Origin of the sequence: Devosia submarina (assembly GCF_003056345.1) — a bacterium.
GTDB lineage: Bacteria > Pseudomonadota > Alphaproteobacteria > Rhizobiales > Devosiaceae > Devosia > Devosia submarina.
This window is the reverse complement of record NZ_PYWB01000011.1, coordinates 85,000-104,194: the sequence shown is the minus strand read 5'-3', so window position 1 is coordinate 104,194 and position 19,195 is coordinate 85,000. Positions and strand designations below refer to the sequence as shown.

Below are 19,195 nucleotides of genomic sequence, written 5' to 3'. Positions count from 1 at the left end.
GGGTCTGACCCGAAGGCTCTATACTTTCCCAGCGCAGTGGAAGTGCAGGTTCCTCGGGTCAAGCCCGAGGATGACGATCTGGGGTGTGGAGCCATGTCGCTCGACGGGACATCAATCCTTCATTCTGCCACGACCACGTGGTTCGACAGGCTCACCATGAGGTCTGCTTTGTTATTGGGCTCTATTTCGGTGGTGCAGTTTTCCGCTCCTCGTTGGAGGGAAGATTGAGTGGGGTGCCCAAGCCATAATGTCGGGGCTAGTCGCCCCCCACCCTTGATCCCTCCCCGCGAGGGGGAGGGTGTCGACTGGGAGTTCTGTGCCGCAGCGGCACGGAGTGATGCAGCCCGTGAGTGCCGTCGACAAACAAAAACGGCGGCCCTAGGGCCGCCGTTTTCAGTTCAATAAACAACCGCCTAGTGCGGCAAGCCGGTGGTGGCTTCGTCGGAGGTTTCCACCGTGGTCGAAACCGCAGGGGTGGTTTCGTCGAAGTTCCACTCGATGGGCTCGGGGCGGCTTACAAGGGCGCGCTCGATGACCTGGTCCATGCGGGACACGGGAACGATTTCCATGCCTTCCTTGACGATGTCCGGGATCTCGGCAAGATCGCGCACATTCTCTTCAGGGATCAGCACGGTCTTGATGCCGCCGCGCAGTGCCGCAAGGAGCTTCTCCTTGAGGCCGCCGATGGGCAGCACCCTGCCCCGCAGCGTGATCTCGCCGGTCATGGCGACATCGTTGCGGACAGCGATGCCGGTCATCACCGAGACGATGGCAGTCGCCAGGCCAATGCCAGCCGACGGACCGTCCTTGGGGGTTGCCCCTTCAGGCAGGTGGACGTGGATGTCGCGCGTGTCGAACATGGGCGGCTTGATGCCGAAATCGATCGAGCGGGAGCGGACATAGGCCGCAGCAGCCGTCAGCGATTCTTTCATCACTTCCTTGATGTTGCCGGTAACGGTCATGCGACCCTTGCCCGGTGTCATCACACCTTCAATGGTCAACAGCTCGCCGCCTACCGAGGTCCAGGCCAGACCTGTAACGAGGCCCACCTGGGACTCGGCTTCGATCTCGCCATGCTTGTAGATGTCCGCGCCGAGATATTGCGTGAGCTTTTCCTCGTCGATGACGATCTTCTTGACCTTGGTCTTGACGATCTCGGCCACGGCCTTGCGCATCAGCTTGCTGATTTCGCGCTTGAGGTTACGCACGCCCGCTTCACGGGTGTAGCGCTGGATCAAGGCGGTCAGCATCTCGTCCGATAGTTCGAACTCGCCATGGGCTAGCCCGTTCTCCTTGAGGGATTCGGGGATCAGGTGCTGCTTGGCGATCGCATGCTTCTCCTGCTCGGTGTAGCCCGAGAGGCGAATGATCTCCATGCGGTCCATCAGCGGGCCCGGGATGTTGAGCGTGTTCGACGTCGTCACGAACATCACGTCCGAAAGGTCGTAGTCGACCTCAAGGTAGTGATCGGCAAAGGTGTGGTTCTGTTCCGGATCGAGCACTTCCAGCAGCGCCGAAGACGGATCGCCACGGAAGTCCTGACCCATCTTGTCGATCTCGTCGAGCAGGAAGAGCGGGTTGGACTTGCCGACCTTCTTGAGCGACTGGATCACCTTGCCGGGCATGGAGCCGATATAGGTGCGGCGGTGGCCACGGATTTCGGCCTCGTCCCGAACGCCGCCCAGCGCCATGCGCACGAACTCACGGCCCGTCGCCTTGGCAATGGACCGGCCTAGCGAGGTCTTGCCCACGCCCGGAGGACCAACAAGGCACAGGATCGGTCCCTTGAGGGTGCCGGTGCGGCCCTGCACGGCCAGGTACTCAAGGATGCGCTCCTTGACCTTTTCGAGACCGTAATGGTCTTCGTCCAGCACCTTCTCGGCCAGAACGAGGTCGCGCTTGACCTTGCTCTTCTTGCCCCACGGCAGGCCAAGGAGCGTGTCGAGATAGTTGCGCACGACAGTTGCTTCGGCCGACATTGGGCTCATGGTCTTGAGCTTCTTGAGCTCCGCCTCGGCCTTGGCGCGGGCTTCCTTGGAGAGCTTGGTCTTGGCGATGCGCTCCTCGAGTTCTGCGATCTCGTTGGTGCCTTCTTCGCCGTCGCCCAGCTCCTTCTGGATCGCCTTCATCTGCTCGTTGAGGTAGTATTCGCGCTGCGTCTTCTCCATCTGCCGCTTGACGCGGGAACGGATGCGCTTTTCCACCTGCAGAACGCCAATCTCGCCTTCCATCAGCCCCAGGATCTTCTGGAAGCGCTCGGCGACCGAGAGGGTCGACAGCAGATCTTCCTTTTCGTTGATCTTGATAACCAGATGGCTGGCAATGGTGTCGGCGAGCTTGGAATGGTTCTCGATCTGCCCAACGGCAGCGACAACTTCGGCCGAAATTTTCTTGTTGAGCTTCACATAGCTCTCGAACTCGGTCGTGGCCGAACGGGCCAGCGCCTCGATTTCGGTCGCGTCTTCCTGCGGCTCAGGCAGGACTGAGGCTTCCGCCTCGAAATAATCCACGGTCTGCAGATAGCGATCGATCGTAGCGCGGCTCAGCCCCTCGACCAGCACCTTTACGGTGCCGTCGGGCAGCTTGAGCAGCTGCAGGACAGTCGCGATCGTGCCCGTGTCATAAATCTGATCGGGAGCTGGATCATCGTCCTGGGCATTCTTCTGGGTCACCACCAGGATGTGCTTGTCGTCGCGCATGACCTCTTCAAGCGCCTTGACCGATTTCTCACGGCCGACAAACAGCGGCACAATCATGCCGGGGAAAACAACGATGTCGCGCAGGGGGAGAACCGGGTAAACGCGATCCCGGCTTGCTTCACCGCCCGTGGGATTTACGTCCGTCATCTCGTATCCTTTCCAAGGCGCGCGGGAGGAAGGACCGGTGCGCGCCCGTAGTAGACAGCTCCAGCATCGAGGCTGTGCTGATTCCGGTTAATAAATAGGGTTCCACGCCCGTCCCGCAAGTCGGACCTTGCGGAAATGTGACACTTCTTGCCGGATCGCACAGGAGATATGCGAAGGGGCCGGAAACATCTCTGTGCCTTGCGAACATGAGTTGCGGCCGAGCCAGGGCATATCGCCTTTCGGTGAATGGCCGGACGCATAATAGAGTGATGGGTGATGGACACATCCCCTATTGCCGCACAGCTCTAGGCGCCGACATAGCGGGCGCGCGGGCGGATCAGTTCGCCGCCACTGACCTGTTCCAGCGCATGGGCGAGCCAGCCAACGCTACGCGCCAGGGCAAAGATGATCAGGGGCGCCTCGCGAGGAAGATCGTGGGCGAATGTCAGGGCGGCCAAGGCAAAGTCCACATTGGGGCGCTCGCCGGTGATGTCTTCGCCGATTGCGGCCAGATCACGCAAGAGTGGCGGGAGAACCATGTGGCTGATCAAATGCTGCGCGCGCATATCGCCACTGGGATAAAGCGGATGGCCGAAGGACGGGACAGTGAGCCCTTGCGCGAGCCGTGCGTTGATCGCCGCCTCGGCGCCGTTGCGTTTTGCATCATCGGCCAAAATAAGCACGGCGCCGGCGGCACTGCCATGCAGCGGTCCAGTGAGCGTGGCGAGCCCGGACAAGCATGATGCGGCAAGCGATGCGCCAGTGGAGGCAGTGACCCGCGCGGCAAAGGTGGAGGCATTAAGTTCGTGATCGGCCAGGAGCACCAGCGCGCGCCTGATGAGGTCGGCCGCTTGACGCCGTCGCCAGGTCGCGGCAAGCCGGACGTGTAACGGATCGGCTACCATTGAGGTACCGGCAAGGGCGGCGGCAATGTCGGCGAGCACGGCGGCGGCCTCGCGTTTGAGCACCTGAGCCGAGCGCCCGATGCTAGGCGCGTCGCTGGCTGCCCTGCCCGCAAGGAGGCTGAGAGCGTCTGCAATATCGTTGCCGCCCGCCTTGCTCCTGGGCAGCTTGATCGGGTCGGTCTCCCACAAGAGCCCGGCGACGTCTTCGAGCGCGGCCCACACAGCCAGACCCGCAGCATTCTCACCGCGGTAGAGCAGCGTGCCATCGGCAATGGTGGAGATCGCGGTCTGCATCACCGGTTCGCCCCACCGGATCGTCTCGGCTGCGACGGTTTCCTGCTTGCGCCTGCCAGGCGCGCGCTGGGCAAGCCGGCGCACATCATCGCCGCGGTAGAGGCTCCGGCGCGGGTCCTTGGGATCGGGCTTCGCCTTGATCCGCCCGCGGCTCACATTGGCATAAAGCGTCTGCGGCCGCGTGCCGAGCAGGGCCAGCGCATCGGCAGCGGAGAGCCAATCAGCCATCAGACATTGATCCATTTGGTCAAGATTGACGTCAATGTATGCCGGCGCAATGCTTGGTGCAATGTGGCTTTGAGGAGATCAACATGAGCAATGGACTGGAAGACGTCATCGCGGCGCAAACCGTGCTGTCGGATGTGGATGGTGCGCGTGGCACGTTGATCGTGCGCGGCGTATCGCTTGACGATCTGCTGGCAAGACGCTTCGAGGATGTGCTGGAACTGCTTTGGGAAGGCTTCTTGCCGGTGGAGAACTTGGCGGCATCTCTGGGCGCGGCGCGGATACGCGTATTCGAGCAGATCCGGAGCGACCCTGCCCTGCTTGAGCTTTCACCAACGGAGGCCATGCGCCTTATGCTGGCGCGCCTGCCTGATGGGGATAGTGCCGAGACAGCGCTGGCGCTGGTTGCGGGGCCAGCCGTGTTCACCCCTGCCCTGCTCCGCCTCAAGGCAGGACACCAGCCGCTCGCCCCTGACGCAGCGCTACCGCATGCCACCGATATCCTGCGCATGTGCACGGGCAAGGTGCATAGCCAAGTCCAAGCGGCAGCTTTGGACCGCTATCTTGTGACGGTGGCTGATCATGGGCTTAATGCATCAACCTTTGCGGCGCGGGTTGTGGCGTCCACAGGCGCGGGACTTACCTCGTCGGCTCTGGCAGCGCTGAGTGCGCTCAAGGGTCCGCTGCATGGCGGGGCGCCTGGACCAGTCCTTGACATGCTGGATGCGGTGGGGACACCGACCAATGCCGGGGTGTGGGTCGAGGAGGCACTGGCGCGTGGGGAACGGCTGATGGGTTTCGGGCATCGGATCTATCGGGTTCGTGACCCGCGGGCGGATGCGCTCAAAGGTGCGGTGCGGATGCTGGGCGCCGCGCGGGCAATCAATCCGGTGCGACTGGCTGTGGCCGAGGCCACAGAGGCGGCGGCGCTGGAGGCCCTGAGACGCAAGAAGCCTGACCGGCCGCTGGACACCAATGTGGAGTTCTATACCGCCCTGCTGTTGGAGGCGCTGGGCTTTCCGCGAATGGCGTTCACCTGTGTTTTCGCCATGGGACGCATGGGTGGATGGATGGCGCATGCCCGGGAACAGGTGCTGACGGGGCGATTGATCCGGCCGAAATCGGTTTATGTCGGGCCGGTGCCGAAGATGGTGGCCTAGCCCTCGCGATGGGGTTCTAGATCGGGGTGCAACAAACAAAAACGCCGGGCTCAGGACCCGGCGTTTTTCAATTTTTAGCGGAAGTCTTATGCCCCGGCGGGCATGTCTTCCTTTTTGCGGTCGGAGTAGATGTAGAGCGGACGCACGTCCTTGCCCTTCACCACTTCTTCCGAGATCACCACTTCCTCGACGCCTTCGAGGGAAGGCAGGTCGTACATGGTGTCGAGCAGGATGGCTTCCATGATCGACCGGAGGCCGCGGGCGCCGGTCTTGCGCTCGATCGCTTTCTCGGCGATGGCCTTGAGGGCATCTTCGTGGAAGGTGAGCTCGACTTCTTCCATCTGGAACAGGCGCTGGTACTGGCGCACCAGGGCGTTCTTTGGAGCGGTCAGGATTTCGATCAGGGCCGCGATGTCGAGGTCTTCCAGCGTCGCCAAAACCGGCAGACGGCCGATGAACTCGGGGATCAGGCCAAAACGGACCAAATCTTCGGGCGCAACATCGGCCAGGATCTGACCGACGCGACGATCATTGGGATCCTTGACCGTAGCCGAGAAGCCGATGCCCGAGCCTTCGCCACGTGCCGAGATGATCTTTTCCAAGCCCGCAAAGGCGCCGCCGCAGATAAACAGGATATTGGTCGTGTCCACCTGCAGGAATTCCTGCTGCGGATGCTTGCGACCGCCCTGGGGCGGAACGGAAGCCACGGTGCCTTCCATGATCTTGAGCAGGGCCTGCTGCACGCCTTCGCCCGACACATCGCGGGTTATCGAAGGATTGTCCGACTTGCGGGAGATCTTGTCGACTTCGTCGATATAGACGATGCCGCGCTGTGCCTTTTCCACGTTGTAGTCGGCTGCCTGAAGCAGCTTAAGGATGATGTTTTCCACATCCTCGCCGACATAACCGGCTTCGGTAAGCGTGGTGGCATCGGCCATGGTGAAGGGCACGTCGAGAATACGAGCCAGTGTCTGGGCCAGCAGCGTCTTGCCCGAACCGGTCGGCCCGATCAGCAGGATGTTCGACTTGGAAAGTTCGATATCCTGGTTCTTGGTCGAGTGGTGCAGGCGCTTGTAGTGGTTGTGGACGGCCACGGACAGCACGCGCTTGGCGCGGAACTGACCAATGACGTAGTCGTCGAGCACCTTGCAGATTTCTGCAGGAGTCGGCACGCCATCGGAAGACTTGACCATGGAGGTCTTGTTCTCTTCGCGGATGATGTCCATGCACAGCTCGACACATTCATCGCAGATGAACACGGTCGGGCCAGCGATCAGCTTGCGAACCTCGTGCTGGGATTTCCCGCAGAACGAGCAATAAAGCGTGTTCTTGGAGGTTTCGCCGTTGTTTGTCTCTTTGGACATCCTGTCACTCCCGGGGGCAGAGCGCCCCCTAATTTCCGCGCTACAAAAAACGGTAACGCCGAAGGCATAAACAAAGTCTAAGCCGGATCGATCCTAAAGACCGATCCGGCTCTGTGCAATTGCACGCGGATCACAGTACACGGCGCATCCGCAATGTGCTTAACGCAGCGCAATCAGGCCTGGGTTTCCGGCACTGCGCGCTTTTCAAGCACGGTATCGATCAGCCCGAAAGTCTTGGCCTCTTCGGGCGAAAGGAAGCGGTCACGCTCTAGCGCGTTCTCGATTTCCTCGTAAGTGCGGCCGGTGTGCTTCTCATAGATTTGATTAAGCCGGCGCTTCAAACCCTCAACTTCCTTGGCATGGATCAGAATATCGGTGACTTGGCCCTGGAAGCCGCCGGAAGGCTGGTGCACCATGACGCGCGAGTTCGGCAGCGAGGTGCGCATGCCAGCTTCACCCGCTGCGAGCAGGAGGGACCCCATGGACGCCGCCTGCCCCATCACCATGGTGGCAACGGCGGGACGAATGAACTGCATGGTGTCGTAGATCGACAGGCCGGCCGTCACGACGCCGCCAGGCGAGTTGATGTAGAGCGCGATTTCTTTTTTCGGGTTCTCTGATTCGAGAAACAGCAGCTGCGCCACGATCAGCGAGGCCATGTTGTCCTCGACCACGCCGGTCACGAAAATGATGCGCTCGCGCAGGAGGCGCGAGTAGATGTCGAAGGCGCGTTCGCCCCGATTGGACTGCTCGACCACCATGGGAACGAGCGTGTTCATGTAGATATCGTGCGGATCCCGCATGTGATGCCCCTTTGCTGTGCCGGGTCGCGGACCGGGCGAAGCGTTAAACGGTTGGAACACGATTCACCCACCCGGACATCCATGGTGCGTGATCATGCCGAAATTCGAATCAGCGCGACTGGCTGATTGCAGACGATGCCGCCTTAATGGGCGGTAAAGGGAGAGATAGGCGGCATTGCGGCAGGCTTCAATAGCGGCATGGCGCTAAGGCTAATGGGGCGAGTTCTTCAGTTGCAGCCCGGATCAGATCTGGGGCACGCCCTCGTGGTTCGACACGCCCACTATGAGGGCCACTAGGCTTGGAGTGAAGCCTAGGAATCAGCCCAAGCCACAGACGTCTCATCCTGAGCTTGTGGAAGGATGAATGGGCCTCAGGAGGTGAAGCTGACGGCCACGCCCTTCTTCTTGAAATAGGACTGCATGATCTTGCGGCCCTGGCGATTGCTCTGCGCCAGCTTGCTGGGCTCGAACACGGCTTCCTTGGCACCCTCGCGCGCCATCGCGGCCTTGAGCGCGGCGATGTGGGTATCGAGCTCTTCATTATTGTTCTTGATCGAGGCGTAGATATTGTCGATCGCCTCGCTCATCGTCAGATCGCTCATCGCGGTCTCCTTAACTTCACTGCCCCTGAACTAGCGATTTTTTCGGCAAGGGCAAGGCTGCGCTTCACCGCAATCTGACCCATTGCTCGGTCTGGACATTAAAAACCGCAATATGACGCGTTCTTCGCAACGAAGCCGCCCAACGTCAGGTTTGGCGCATCAGTGCGCCGCTTGCAGGCGGCAGCCGGCGCTAGAAGCTCGAGAGGACGCCGGGGACGAGGAGCGGAATATCTTCACTGATGAGCCCCGGCCCGCCGAAGCGATTGGCGGCTTCGGCGTGCAGCCAGACAGCAGCACAGGCAGCTTCCCAGCCTTCCATGCCCTGCCCCATCAAGCCCGCAGCCATACCAGCGAGCACGTCGCCCGATCCGGCTGTGCCCAGCCAGGCCGGCGCATTGCTGTTGATGGCAACCCGTCCGTCGGGGCTCGCGATCGCCGTGTCGCTGCCTTTGAGGATGATGATGGCGCCCGAGGCATTTGCGGCAGAAAGGGCGCGATCGACTTTGCCGCCGCCCATTTCCCCGAACAGCTTGAGATATTCGCCTTCGTGCGGTGTAAGAACGACAGGACGTTCCGGCTGAGCCTTGATGGCGCCAACCAGAGTTTCTTTCTGATCGGCAAAGCTGGTGAGGGCATCGGCATCGAGCACCGTCGCGGCGCCAGACCCAAGAACCGCCAGAACGCTGTTGCGAGTTTCTTCGCTCACGCCGACAGCTGGGCCGATCACCACGGAATTCATACGCTTGTCGCGCAAAAGCTCTGCAAGCGCGGCCGTGTTCTCGGCCGGCTTGAGCATGACGGCGGTGACATGGGCGGCATGCACCAGCAAAGCCGCTTCGGGGCCTGCGAGGGACACAAGCCCCGACCCAACGCGGAACGCCGCCATGGCGGCAAGGCGTGCCGCGCCAGTCTGGAGGGGGCCACCGGAGACAACCACCACATGACCGCGGTCGAACTTGTTGGCGTCGTTAGTGGCCACGGGTACCGACCAGAGATTGGGCGTGTTCTGCCAGGCTTGCGGGCGGATGCTGTCCAGCACAGTGTCGGGAATGCCGATATCGGCCAGCACCACATCGCCGCAGAGGTCGCGGCCGGGTAGCAGGAGATGGCCGGGCTTGAGGCGGAAGAACGTCACCGTCATTTCGGCGATCATGGCTATGCCGCGCACTTCACCAGTTGCGCCATCGATGCCGCTGGGCACATCGATGCTGACAACGGGTCGGGTGCTGTCATTCACCGCGGCGATGATCTCGGCGAATTCGCCTTCCACATCACGGTCGAGCCCCGCCCCCAGTAGTGCGTCGATAACAAGGTCAGCGTCCTCAATGTCGGCCAGCGTGGGTGGGGCGACACGCCCGGTCCATTGCTCGGCCATGGCCAGAGCATCGCCGCGGAGGGCTGCACGATCCCCGATCAGCCGCAATTGCACCGGCCAGCCGCGTTGCTTGAGGATGCGCGCGACCACAAAGCCGTCCCCGCCATTATTTCCAAGGCCGCACAGCACCAGGACAGAGCGCTGATAGTAATGCTCCACGATGGCGTCGACCACCGCCTGCCCGGCGCCTTCCATCAGCTTGAGCGACTTGGTTCCGCCAAGAACAGCAAGGCGATCGGCCTCGTTCATCTGGCTGGGGGTCAGCAGGACATCGGCTTGGGGAGTGGCCATTGGAGCACCCTGTTCTGGGTTGATCGTACTTGCCCGGAACCGCCGGGCTATGTGCGGTAGATGGTGTCAACTAACCGGGAAGAGACTGGTGATGATGCGGTGAAAACACTTCGGCAAACAAAAGGCCGCCCATTGCTGAGCGGCCTTTTTCATCGGCTAGCGCACCTTAGTGGTGGTGTTCTTCCGGGACGTCGTCCTCATCAGCCTGGATCAGCTTGGCGAGGTCGGCGCGGGTCATGGTCTTTTCTTCGATCTGGCCCTGATCGGCGATGAAATCGACGACCTTGTTCTCAAACACAGGGGCACGAAGACCGGCAAGAGCCTGCGGGTTCTTGCGGTAGTAGTCGTAAACCTGCTGTTCCTGGCCGGGGAAGCGACGCACTTCGGCGATCAGCGCCTGCTGGTGCTCTTCCTCAGTGACGTTCACGTCGTTCCTGTTGCCGATCTCGGCGACAACCAGGCCCAGGCGCACACGGCGCTCGGCAATCTTGCGGTACTGCTCGCGCGCGGCTTCCTCGGTCGTGCCTTCGTCTTCAAACGAACGGCCATGCGATTCCACTTCGTGCTGCACGCGCTGCCAGATGGTTTCGAACTCGGCGTCGACCAGCTGGGCCGGAACGTCGAACTTGTGGCCTTCATCAAGCGCATCGAGAATCTGGCGCTTCAGGTGCTGGCGGCTCATCGAGCTGAGCGCTGCTTCCATCTGCGTCTTGACGGCATCACGGAGCGCCTGAACGTTTTCAAGGCCGAGGCGCTTAGCGAATTCGTCATCGAGCTCGCCCGTATTGGGGCCATCGACATGCAGAACCGTCACGTCGAACACGGCTTCCTTGCCGGCCAGCTCTTCGCTCTGGTAGTCGGCCGGGAAAGTCACGGTGACTTCCTTGCTGCCGCCCTTCTTGACGCCGATCAGCTGCTCTTCAAAGCCGGGGATGAACTCGCCCGAGCCGACGGTGAGGTGCGCATGATCGGACGAGCCGCCATCAAAAGCTTCGCCGTTGATCTTACCAACAAACGAGAGACCGAGACGGTCGCCCATTTCGACGACGCCCTCGTCGCCCTTGTCGGTGTAGCCACGGTTCTGTGCGAACACGCGGTTGACCTCGGCATCCAGTTCTTCGTCGGTGATTTCAACCACTGGCTTGACCAGCGGAATGCCCTTGAGCTCCATCAGGGAGACGGGGGGCAGAACTTCATATTCAACGTCGAACGCCAGATCGGCCTTGCCGTCCAGCACTTCGTTGATCACGGCCTGATCGTCGGGAAGATCAACCTTGGGCTGGGCAGCAGCGCGCTCGTCGCGCTTTTCCAGCGTTTCGGAAACAGTGGTGTTGATCGCATCGGTCATCACTTCGCTCATGGCGGAGCGGCCGAACATCTTCTTGATGTGCGACAGTGGCACCTTGCCGGGACGGAAGCCCTTGATGTTGGCCTGACCCTTGAGCTCTTCGAGCTTGGCGCTGAGGCGCGTATTGAGGTCGGCAGCCGGAATGGTGACGCTCAGCTTGCGCTTGAGGCCTTCATTGAGGGTTTCGGTAACCTGCATTCGGTCTTGTCCCGTATTCATTGATCTTGGGGCCAACTCCTTGATTGGTGCGGGTGAGAGGACTCGAACCTCCACGCCTTGCGGCGCTGGAACCTAAATCCAGTGCGTCTACCAGTTCCGCCACACCCGCAAAAGGACCCGTTGGCCGGGTTGCGGTTGCATCTATATGAAGTGTCCGGGCCAGTCAAAGCTTGATTTCTGCCTCTTTCGCTGGCGGTGGGTGCCGGCAAATCGTGCAGATGCGGCTTCAGCACACCTGACGGACGCTTAAAAGCACGCCATATTGCCTATAATCTAGGCATCCGCAGCGCTGCTGTGGCGGGCTGTTTGGACAGCACCTTTGTTAAGACCCTCAAAAATATAAACAATTTCAATCTGGCACGGCTGGCACAGCCTGTGCATACACTTGGCGGTATACGCCGGAAGTGGCACGTGGAGGCTCACATGAAAAAGATCGAGGCTATCGTAAAGCCTTTCAAGCTCGACGAAGTCAAAGAGGCGCTTCAGGAAGTTGGCCTGCAGGGGATCACGGTAACTGAAGCCAAGGGCTTTGGACGCCAGAAGGGTCATACCGAGCTCTATCGCGGCGCTGAATACGTCGTGGACTTCCTGCCCAAGGTGAAGGTGGAAGTCGTATGCCCCGACGATCTGGCGGAAAAGGCAATCGAAGCCATTCGCACGGCCGCCCAGACTGGGCGCATCGGCGACGGCAAGATCTTTGTCTATACGGTCGAACAGGCCATTCGAATCCGCACCGGAGAATTCGGCGACGACGCCCTCTAGGCCCCAAGGCCCTCGCGTTTCGCCGCATACAAAACAAGCATTCCTATTTTTCAGGGGAAGACATCAATGACGACAGCAGCCGACATTCTCAAGCGCATCAAGGACGAAGGCATCAAGTATGTCGACCTCCGTTTCACCGACATGCGCGGCAAGCTGCAGCACGTAACGTTCGACCAGACCATGGTCGATGAAGACCTGTTCGAAGAAGGCACCATGTTCGATGGTTCCTCGATCGCTGGTTGGAAGGCCATCAACGAGTCCGACATGGTGCTGATGCCCGATCCGGATTCCGCTTATATGGACCCGTTCTTTGGCGCTTCGACGCTCGCCATCAACTGCGACATCCTTGAGCCGCTGACCTACCAGCCCTATTCGCGCGATCCGCGCACCACGGCCAAGAAGGCCGAGGCCTACGTCAAGGAACTCGGTATCGGCGACAGCGTCTATTTTGGACCCGAGCCTGAATTCTTCCTGTTCGACGACGTCCGCTATTCCAACACCACCTACAAGGTTGGCTTCTCGGTCGATTCTTCGGAACTGCCGACCAACAACGACACCGAGTACGAAGCCGGCAATAACGGCCACCACATTGCGCTCAAGAAGGGCTATTTCCCCGTTCCCCCGCTCGACACCGCACAGGATATGCGCGGCGAAATGCTCGCAGCCATGGGCGAAATGGGCGTGCCGATCGAAAAGCACCACCATGAAGTGGCCTCGGCCCAGCACGAACTCGGCATCAAGTTCTGCCCGATCATCAAGGCTGCCGACTCGGTCCAGATCTACAAGTACGTGATCCAGCAGGTCGCCAACGCCTATGGCAAGACGGCAACCTTCATGCCCAAGCCCGTCTATGGCGACAATGGCTCGGGCATGCACTGCCACCAGTCGATCTGGAAGGACGGCAAGCCGCTGTTCGCTGGTGACCAGTATGCTGGCCTGTCGATGGAAGCTCTTTATTACATCGGCGGCATCATCAAGCACGCCAAGGCCATCAACGCCTTCACCAACCCAACCACCAACAGCTACAAGCGCCTGGTTCCAGGCTTTGAAGCTCCGGTGCTGTTGGCCTACTCGGCCCGCAACCGTTCGGCTTCCTGCCGTATTCCGTTTGGTCAGTCGCCCAAGGCCAAGCGCGTGGAAGTGCGCTTCCCCGATCCGCTGGCGAACCCATATCTGGGCTTTGCCGCCATGCTGATGGCTGGCCTGGATGGCATCAAGAACAAGATCCACCCCGGCGACCCGATGGACAAGGATCTGTACGAGCTACCCAAGGAAGAACTCAAGGAAATCCCGACCGTCTGCGGCTCGCTGCGCGAAGCGCTGGAATCGCTGGACAAGGACCGTGAGTTCCTCCTCGCCGGCGGCGTGTTCGACAACGACCAGATCGACAGCTACATTGAACTCAAGATGAGCGAAGTCATCAAGTTCGAGCAGACCCCGCATCCGGTTGAGTACGAGATGTACTACTCGGCCTAAGGGTCGAGCGAGCAAGGACTAAGGAAGGGCTCCTGGAAGGGAGCCCTTTCCTTTGGGTCATTAAGGTTTCTGAGACCTCATGGTGAGCTTGTCGAACCATGGTGGTGGGAGGAGCGGCGGCGTTGCGCCACGACCTCGTCGTTCGACAAGCTCACCATGAGGTCTACTTAAAGATCTATGTTGGAGCGTAGGTTGCGCTCTGGCGGTGACCAGCATCACCCATACGTGACTTACTCTCCACATCCTCGCCAAAATCCTCGGCATTTTACGGAATGGTAACGGCGCTCACCTATTCTCTCCCCATTGCCGGATTGACCGGGGCGCGTGGGGCTCCCTCGGAATCATCCGACGATGGTGTTGCGTACGGGCGCGGAAGTGCCCGAAATCAGAGTTGGAGTACCGGGTGGCTTCTCAGGCGAAAACCCCATGGCGCGTCGTATTTACCCGCGCTTTTGCCGCAGTTCTTGTAGCCCTTGCGATCAGCGCTCACGCCGCTGCGCCGGCTCAAGCCATTGAAAACCTACGCAAATATGCCGGTATCGTGGTCGACGCGAAGTCCGGCAAAGTCATGTATGAAGAAGCTGCGGACAGCCGCCGCTACCCTGCATCGGTCACCAAGGTGATGACGCTCTACGTCCTGTTTCAGGAGTTGAGTGCGGGCAATATCAAGCTCTCGACCAAGATGACGGTGTCCAAGCACGCCGCCGCTGCCGTGCCCACCAAGCTGGGCCTGCGCGCAGGTTCCACCATCACGGTGGAAGATGCGATCAAGTCGCTCGTGACGCTGTCGGCCAACGACATGGCCCGCGTTATCGCCGAACACATTTCAGGTTCGGAAGAAAAATTCGCCCAGCGTATGACGGCCACCGCCCGGGCGCTGGGCATGCGCAGCACCACTTATCGCAACGCCTCGGGCCTGCCCGATGGTGGGCAGGTGACCACTGTGCGGGACCAGGCGATCCTTGGCATTGCCGTCTACCAGCACTTTTCCAACTATTATGAATTCTTCCAGACCAAGAGCTTCAGCTACGGCAAGAAGACCTATGGCAACCACAACCGCGTCCTGGGCTATATGGGCGCCGTGGACGGGATCAAGACCGGCTACATCAATGCTGCCGGCTCCAACCTCCTGACCGCCGCGCGCAAGGACAACCGCCACATCATCGTTGTTGCCTTCGGCTTCAACTCCGCCGCCGCACGCGATGAAAAAGTGCGCAAGCTGGTGGCTACCTATCTGCCGAAGGCACGCCGCGGCAATTACATCGCGCAAGTGCCGGTTCCCGGCCGTCAGGGCAATATGCAGGTGGCCGTGGCCCAGTCGCCATCGTCCGCACCGGTCTTCGTGATGCCCAAGCCCCTGCCCGGCTTCCGCCTGGCCCAACTGGTCGCCGCTAATGGTGCCCAGCCACAGGCCCCGGCCCTCCAGCCCATGCCAGAGGCCGTGCTCGCCAGCGCCCCAACTCCACCCCCGGCCCCCGTTCCGGCCCCACCTGCACTCAACCTCGGCCAGCAGGCCATGCAGGCTGCAAACACACTTGCCGCGCCGGCCTATGTGCCGCCCAATCAGGACGTGATCGGCGCCTGGCTGAGCGATGGCTATAAGCTCGGCGCACCGCCGGCAGCCCTCGGCCAGACGGCGCCATCCGCGCCGCTCGGCTATGCACCATCCGCCGCTATCGATCCGACCCTTGGCCAGCCCATCGATCCGTCCATCTCCAATTCGGTGCAGGCGGCTGACGCCGCCCTGCCGCCAGGTGGCTGGGTCGTGCAGATCGGCGCCGGCCCATCCGAGGAAAGCGCCCGCGCGCTGCTCTCCGATGCCGCAGGCAAGGCTGGCGCACTTGGCGACTTCCGCTCCTATGTGGAACGCTTCGAAAAGAACGGCCAGGTTTTCTACCGCGCCCGCTTTGTAGGCTTCGGCAACCGCGACGACGCTGCTGCCATGTGCAACCAGCTCAAGCAGCAGGACATGAGCTGCCTGGCCATGCAGGGCTAAAACAACGGGCAGCGCCGGGACTATCCGGCGCCGCCCAACAGATGTGTGACACGCCAGGGCCGTATGCCACTGGCGAGTATATGAAGCAAATTGGCGCCTGTGTTTGGAGTAGCCCAATGAGCGAGAATACGGCTCTGTCCGAGCTGGCCAATTTTGTTGGCCGCTCACCGCTAGCAACGGCCGACCTGAGCGCACGCAATCGCGTGCTCGCCGGGATGACCGGCCGGCTTCTGGGCAAGAAGCGTTCGGTGGGCGATCTGCTCGGTGTCGTGCTGGTTCTATCAGCCCGCGCGCGCCGCATGGCCCAGCCCCAAGCCAACATCGATATCGATGTGTTTGCCCCTGGGGGCAAACGCGCCCTGCGGCTCACCCTGGGCTCGCGCTAGAGCGCAGGCTCCGCCTGCATCATGTGGACGAATTGGTGGGCTGAACGACTGCTTGGTTGAGCCGGAGGCAATTCTGCCCGGCCATTCACCGGCAAGTGCAATGCCGCCATCAGATTGCGATATTCCTGGCGAGCGCTCATGTGCGACATGGACGGAACACCGCCCATCAGTTCGTCCGTGAGGGAATCAAAAACGGTTAGACCGCTCGGAAACAACGAGCGGAAGATGACGCGCTCCGCGATGCCGTCGGCCACACGGCAGCCTAACCGGTCGGCGATCCGCTGCAGCATGATCTGAACCTGGCGCATATTGCGCGAAGACAGCATGGAAATGCGATTGCGCACCAGCACCCAATCGATTGCCTTGCCATCAATGGATTGCCGCTCGGCACGCGCGCGCTGCACCAGGCGGGCATAATGGCTCATCTCGCGCGGTTCGCCGGTGACACTGTCGAACTGCGCCATGACGTTGAGGTCGATGAGGCTATCATTGACGGGTGTGATCAGCGTATCGGCCATGGAATGGGCGAGGCGCGTCAGATTGGTGTCAAAGCCGGGCGTGTCGATCACGACGTAATCGGCATGTTGTTCGACCTCGCCAATGGCGCGACGGAACAGATTGAACTCGATGCGGTCGTTTTCCTTGCGCGAGTCGCCGCGCGTAAGCGGCAGGTGGTAATGAACCGGCTGCAGGATTTCGATGCCGCGCCGCCGCTGGCACTCCAAGCGGTTCTGGACATAATGGGTAAGCGTCTGCTGACGGCTATCCACGTCGATGCTGGCGACGCGGAAGCCCTGGTGCAGCAGATAGATGGCCAGGTGAAAGGCCGTGGTCGACTTGCCCGAACCGCCCTTCTCATTGCCTACGACGATGACGTGAACGCCCTTCCCGGCCACCAGCATACTCCCAAACCCTGCACCCTGCCCTAGGCGGACAGGCGCATCGGCTCCACTTCATCGACCGGCAGGTTCAGCGCAGCCACCAGATTGCGATATTCCTGCCGCGCGCTGATGTGCGACATGGTCGTGCTTTCCGAGCCATCCTCATCGATGGGATCAAACACTGTCATCCCGGTTGGAAAGAGCGAGCGGAAGATCACGCGCTCGGCAATCCCATCGGCGACACGGCAGCCAAAGCGCGTAGCGATGGAATCAAGGGTCGCATGCACATGGCGCGAATTGCGCGAGCCGAGCATCGAGATGCGATTACGCACCAGCACCCAGTCAACGCTGTGTCCATCTACGGCGAGCCGTTCGGATCGGGCCCGCTGCACGAGGCGCGCATAATGGCTGGTTTCAAGCGGCGCGCCGGTCTGAGGGTCGATCCGGGCGAGGACGTTGAGGTCGATCAGGCTGTCATTGACTGGCGTCACCAAAGTGTCGGCCAATGAATGGGCAAGGCGGGTCAAATTGGTGTCAAAGCCGGGCGTGTCGATCACGAGGAAATCGACGCGATCTTCCACCTCGCCAACGGCGCGGCGGAACATGTCGAATTCGGCCTTGTTGTTGTCCTTCACCGAATCGCCCCAAGCCGTTGGCAGATGGTAGTGCTTGAGGTTTGGCAGGCTCAGCCCGCGCTCCTGGATATGGATGCGGCGGTTGCGGACATAATGGGTAAAGGTTTGCTGGCGGCTATCGACATCGATGGTGGCGACACGATAGCCCGAATGCAGCAGATAAACGGCCAGGTGGAAGGCTGTCGTGGACTTGCCCGACCCGCCTTTCTCATTTCCCACCACAATGACATGCGCACCATGACGCGCCATCGCTGTCTCCAAATCAGTGTTTGTTAATACATCCACTAAAAAGGGCCGCAGCGGTTAACGGCACGTTAAGATCACGGGCCGCTAACCGCGATGTGAGATTAACTTTTCGCTAGCATTCCGACGGCGTTTAGATCAGCCCCAACCGGGCCAGGTCGGCTGCCAGTGCCAACGATTCGGCATTCTCATTTGCGCCGATGTCAGGCGGCGCATCTTCGGGCCGCAGATAGCGCCAACCCTGGAAGGGTCGCTTGGGGTAAGGCACCGTTCGGATCATGTCGCGCGCCATGATGATGTCGCAATAATCCTTGCCCTCCGCATTGGTGAACTTGGCCAGCCGCAGGATCGGCTGGCGCGCGACGACCTGCCCCGCAATGACCCAATAAAGCGAGGACTTGCCCTCCATTTCCTTTGCCTGCTTGGGCATCATGCGCGTGCGGTGCACATGGACATCTTCGCCATAGTCCGCGTCCCACCAATGGGCGCGCTCATCGCGGTAGCTTTCGAGCTCTTCAAGCGTTTGGACGCCCACGCAGAGCTTGATCATGTGGATCATACAATTGTGCCGGGCTTGGCCCGTCCCTGAATCACGTCAATTTCGTCCTCATCCACAACCCATGGCTCCTTAAGCGCCATGGCAAGCCAGCTCTGGAAGGCCGGAACGGCATAGATGGCTTCCACATAGGCGGCGGCTGTGTCCGATACGGGGAGCGCATAGGTCCTGATACGAGTGGCAACAGGCGCAAACATGGCGTCGGCAGCTGTCAATGCCCCGAACAAAAACGGTCCCCCCGACTTTTGCAGCAGCCCACCCCAGAGCGCTTCAAGGCGCTGGAGATCCCTGGCGACTGTATCAAGCGCGACCTTGCCCGGATGCGAGGAGCGCAGATTCATGGGGGCATGGCTGCGCAGCCCAGAAAAGCCAGCGTGCATTTCCGTTGCCGCCGCACGCGCCAGCGCACGATCGCGAATATCGTCTGGCCAAATGGCCTTGTCGGGGAATTTATCGGCGAGATATTCAATGATGGCCAGGGTTTCTGGCACGACCAAATCACCATCGATCAGCACCGGCACCCGGCCGGTAGGCGATCGCTGGGCGAGCACGTCTCGGAACCCTTCGCCCGCGAGCTGGAGCACTTCGTCCTCGAACGGGATCTCGAAATGCTGGAGCACCAGCCAGGGCCGCAAGGACCAGCTCGAATAATTACGATTCCCGATTAGCAGTTTCATGGCAGCTCCATTCAGCAAGAAGGGCGCCCCGAAACCCCGGGCGCCCTCCAACAAATCACTGTCTAATGTTAATCCTGGCGTTCCTTACACACCAGCAATTACGGAAAAGACCAATCCCATAGAGAGCAGGCAAACCAAGGTCCAGCTTGCT

The 19,195-nt window shown here is 60.7% G+C and carries 16 protein-coding genes and 1 tRNA gene; 5 read left to right on the top strand and 12 right to left on the bottom strand.

The window, feature by feature from the left end:
- Positions 1-413: 413 nt before the first annotated feature.
- Both lon and DDE77_RS16465 read right to left on the bottom strand, forming a co-directional pair.
- Entirely contained in the window at positions 414-2,846 is a 2,433-nt protein-coding gene (lon, locus tag DDE77_RS16470) for an endopeptidase La (RefSeq protein WP_108398575.1), read from the bottom strand.
- Between the two features lie 305 nt (positions 2,847-3,151).
- Positions 3,152-4,273, bottom strand: coding sequence for a citrate synthase (locus DDE77_RS16465; RefSeq protein WP_108398574.1), 1,122 nt, complete (start codon positions 4,271-4,273; stop codon positions 3,152-3,154).
- 83 nt (positions 4,274-4,356) lie between these two features.
- Here DDE77_RS16465 and DDE77_RS16460 point away from each other — a divergent pair, with 83 nt between their 5' ends.
- Positions 4,357-5,430: a citrate synthase/methylcitrate synthase gene (locus DDE77_RS16460; protein ID WP_108398589.1), complete on the top strand. Its 1,074-nt coding sequence runs from the start codon at positions 4,357-4,359 to the stop codon at positions 5,428-5,430.
- Positions 5,431-5,516: 86 nt separating this feature from the next.
- Here the strand turns inward: DDE77_RS16460 and clpX are convergent, their stop codons facing one another.
- From clpX to DDE77_RS16430, 6 genes are all read right to left on the bottom strand, one after another.
- Positions 5,517-6,794, bottom strand: coding sequence for an ATP-dependent Clp protease ATP-binding subunit ClpX (clpX, locus tag DDE77_RS16455; RefSeq protein ID WP_108398573.1), 1,278 nt, complete (start codon positions 6,792-6,794; stop codon positions 5,517-5,519).
- A gap of 173 nt (positions 6,795-6,967) precedes the next feature.
- On the bottom strand, positions 6,968-7,597 hold the full coding sequence (locus DDE77_RS16450; RefSeq protein WP_108398572.1) for an ATP-dependent Clp protease proteolytic subunit: 630 nt from the start codon (positions 7,595-7,597) through the stop codon (positions 6,968-6,970).
- 371 nt (positions 7,598-7,968) lie between these two features.
- Positions 7,969-8,199: a hypothetical protein gene (locus DDE77_RS16445; RefSeq protein WP_108398571.1), complete on the bottom strand. Its 231-nt coding sequence runs from the start codon at positions 8,197-8,199 to the stop codon at positions 7,969-7,971.
- Between the two features lie 190 nt (positions 8,200-8,389).
- Positions 8,390-9,865: an NAD(P)H-hydrate dehydratase gene (locus DDE77_RS16440; protein WP_108398570.1), complete on the bottom strand. Its 1,476-nt coding sequence runs from the start codon at positions 9,863-9,865 to the stop codon at positions 8,390-8,392.
- Positions 9,866-10,031: 166 nt separating this feature from the next.
- The gene (tig, locus tag DDE77_RS16435; protein WP_108398569.1) at positions 10,032-11,411 is read right to left on the bottom strand and encodes a trigger factor; all 1,380 of its coding nucleotides are present in this window, start codon (positions 11,409-11,411) and stop codon (positions 10,032-10,034) included.
- Positions 11,412-11,456: 45 nt separating this feature from the next.
- Positions 11,457-11,541, bottom strand: a tRNA-Leu gene (locus tag DDE77_RS16430).
- 314 nt (positions 11,542-11,855) lie between these two features.
- Between DDE77_RS16430 and DDE77_RS16425 the strand changes: the two genes are divergently transcribed.
- From DDE77_RS16425 to DDE77_RS16410, 4 genes are all read left to right on the top strand, one after another.
- Positions 11,856-12,194 carry a P-II family nitrogen regulator gene (locus DDE77_RS16425; protein WP_108398568.1) on the top strand — a complete coding sequence of 113 codons (339 nt, stop codon included), beginning with the start codon at positions 11,856-11,858 and terminating at the stop codon, positions 12,192-12,194.
- 66 nt (positions 12,195-12,260) lie between these two features.
- A complete protein-coding gene (glnA, locus tag DDE77_RS16420; RefSeq protein ID WP_108398567.1) occupies positions 12,261-13,670 on the top strand; it encodes a type I glutamate--ammonia ligase in 1,410 nt (469 codons plus the stop codon).
- 403 nt (positions 13,671-14,073) lie between these two features.
- The gene (locus DDE77_RS16415; protein WP_108398566.1) at positions 14,074-15,666 is read left to right on the top strand and encodes an SPOR domain-containing protein; all 1,593 of its coding nucleotides are present in this window, start codon (positions 14,074-14,076) and stop codon (positions 15,664-15,666) included.
- Positions 15,667-15,782: 116 nt separating this feature from the next.
- A complete protein-coding gene (locus tag DDE77_RS16410) occupies positions 15,783-16,052 on the top strand; it encodes a hypothetical protein (protein WP_108398565.1) in 270 nt (89 codons plus the stop codon).
- Here the strand turns inward: DDE77_RS16410 and DDE77_RS16405 are convergent.
- The 4 genes from DDE77_RS16405 to DDE77_RS16390 form a co-directional block, all read right to left on the bottom strand.
- Positions 16,049-16,948: a division plane positioning ATPase MipZ gene (locus DDE77_RS16405; RefSeq protein ID WP_245895336.1), complete on the bottom strand. Its 900-nt coding sequence runs from the start codon at positions 16,946-16,948 to the stop codon at positions 16,049-16,051. The genes DDE77_RS16410 and DDE77_RS16405 overlap by 4 nt on opposite strands.
- A gap of 29 nt (positions 16,949-16,977) precedes the next feature.
- Entirely contained in the window at positions 16,978-17,817 is an 840-nt protein-coding gene (locus tag DDE77_RS16400) for a division plane positioning ATPase MipZ (RefSeq protein WP_108398563.1), read from the bottom strand.
- 127 nt (positions 17,818-17,944) lie between these two features.
- The gene (locus tag DDE77_RS16395) at positions 17,945-18,370 is read right to left on the bottom strand and encodes a DUF1489 family protein (RefSeq protein WP_245895334.1); all 426 of its coding nucleotides are present in this window, start codon (positions 18,368-18,370) and stop codon (positions 17,945-17,947) included.
- Positions 18,367-19,044: a glutathione S-transferase family protein gene (locus DDE77_RS16390; RefSeq protein WP_108398587.1), complete on the bottom strand. Its 678-nt coding sequence runs from the start codon at positions 19,042-19,044 to the stop codon at positions 18,367-18,369. The genes DDE77_RS16395 and DDE77_RS16390 overlap by 4 nt, the downstream gene beginning before the upstream one ends.
- Positions 19,045-19,195: the final 151 nt, after the last annotated feature.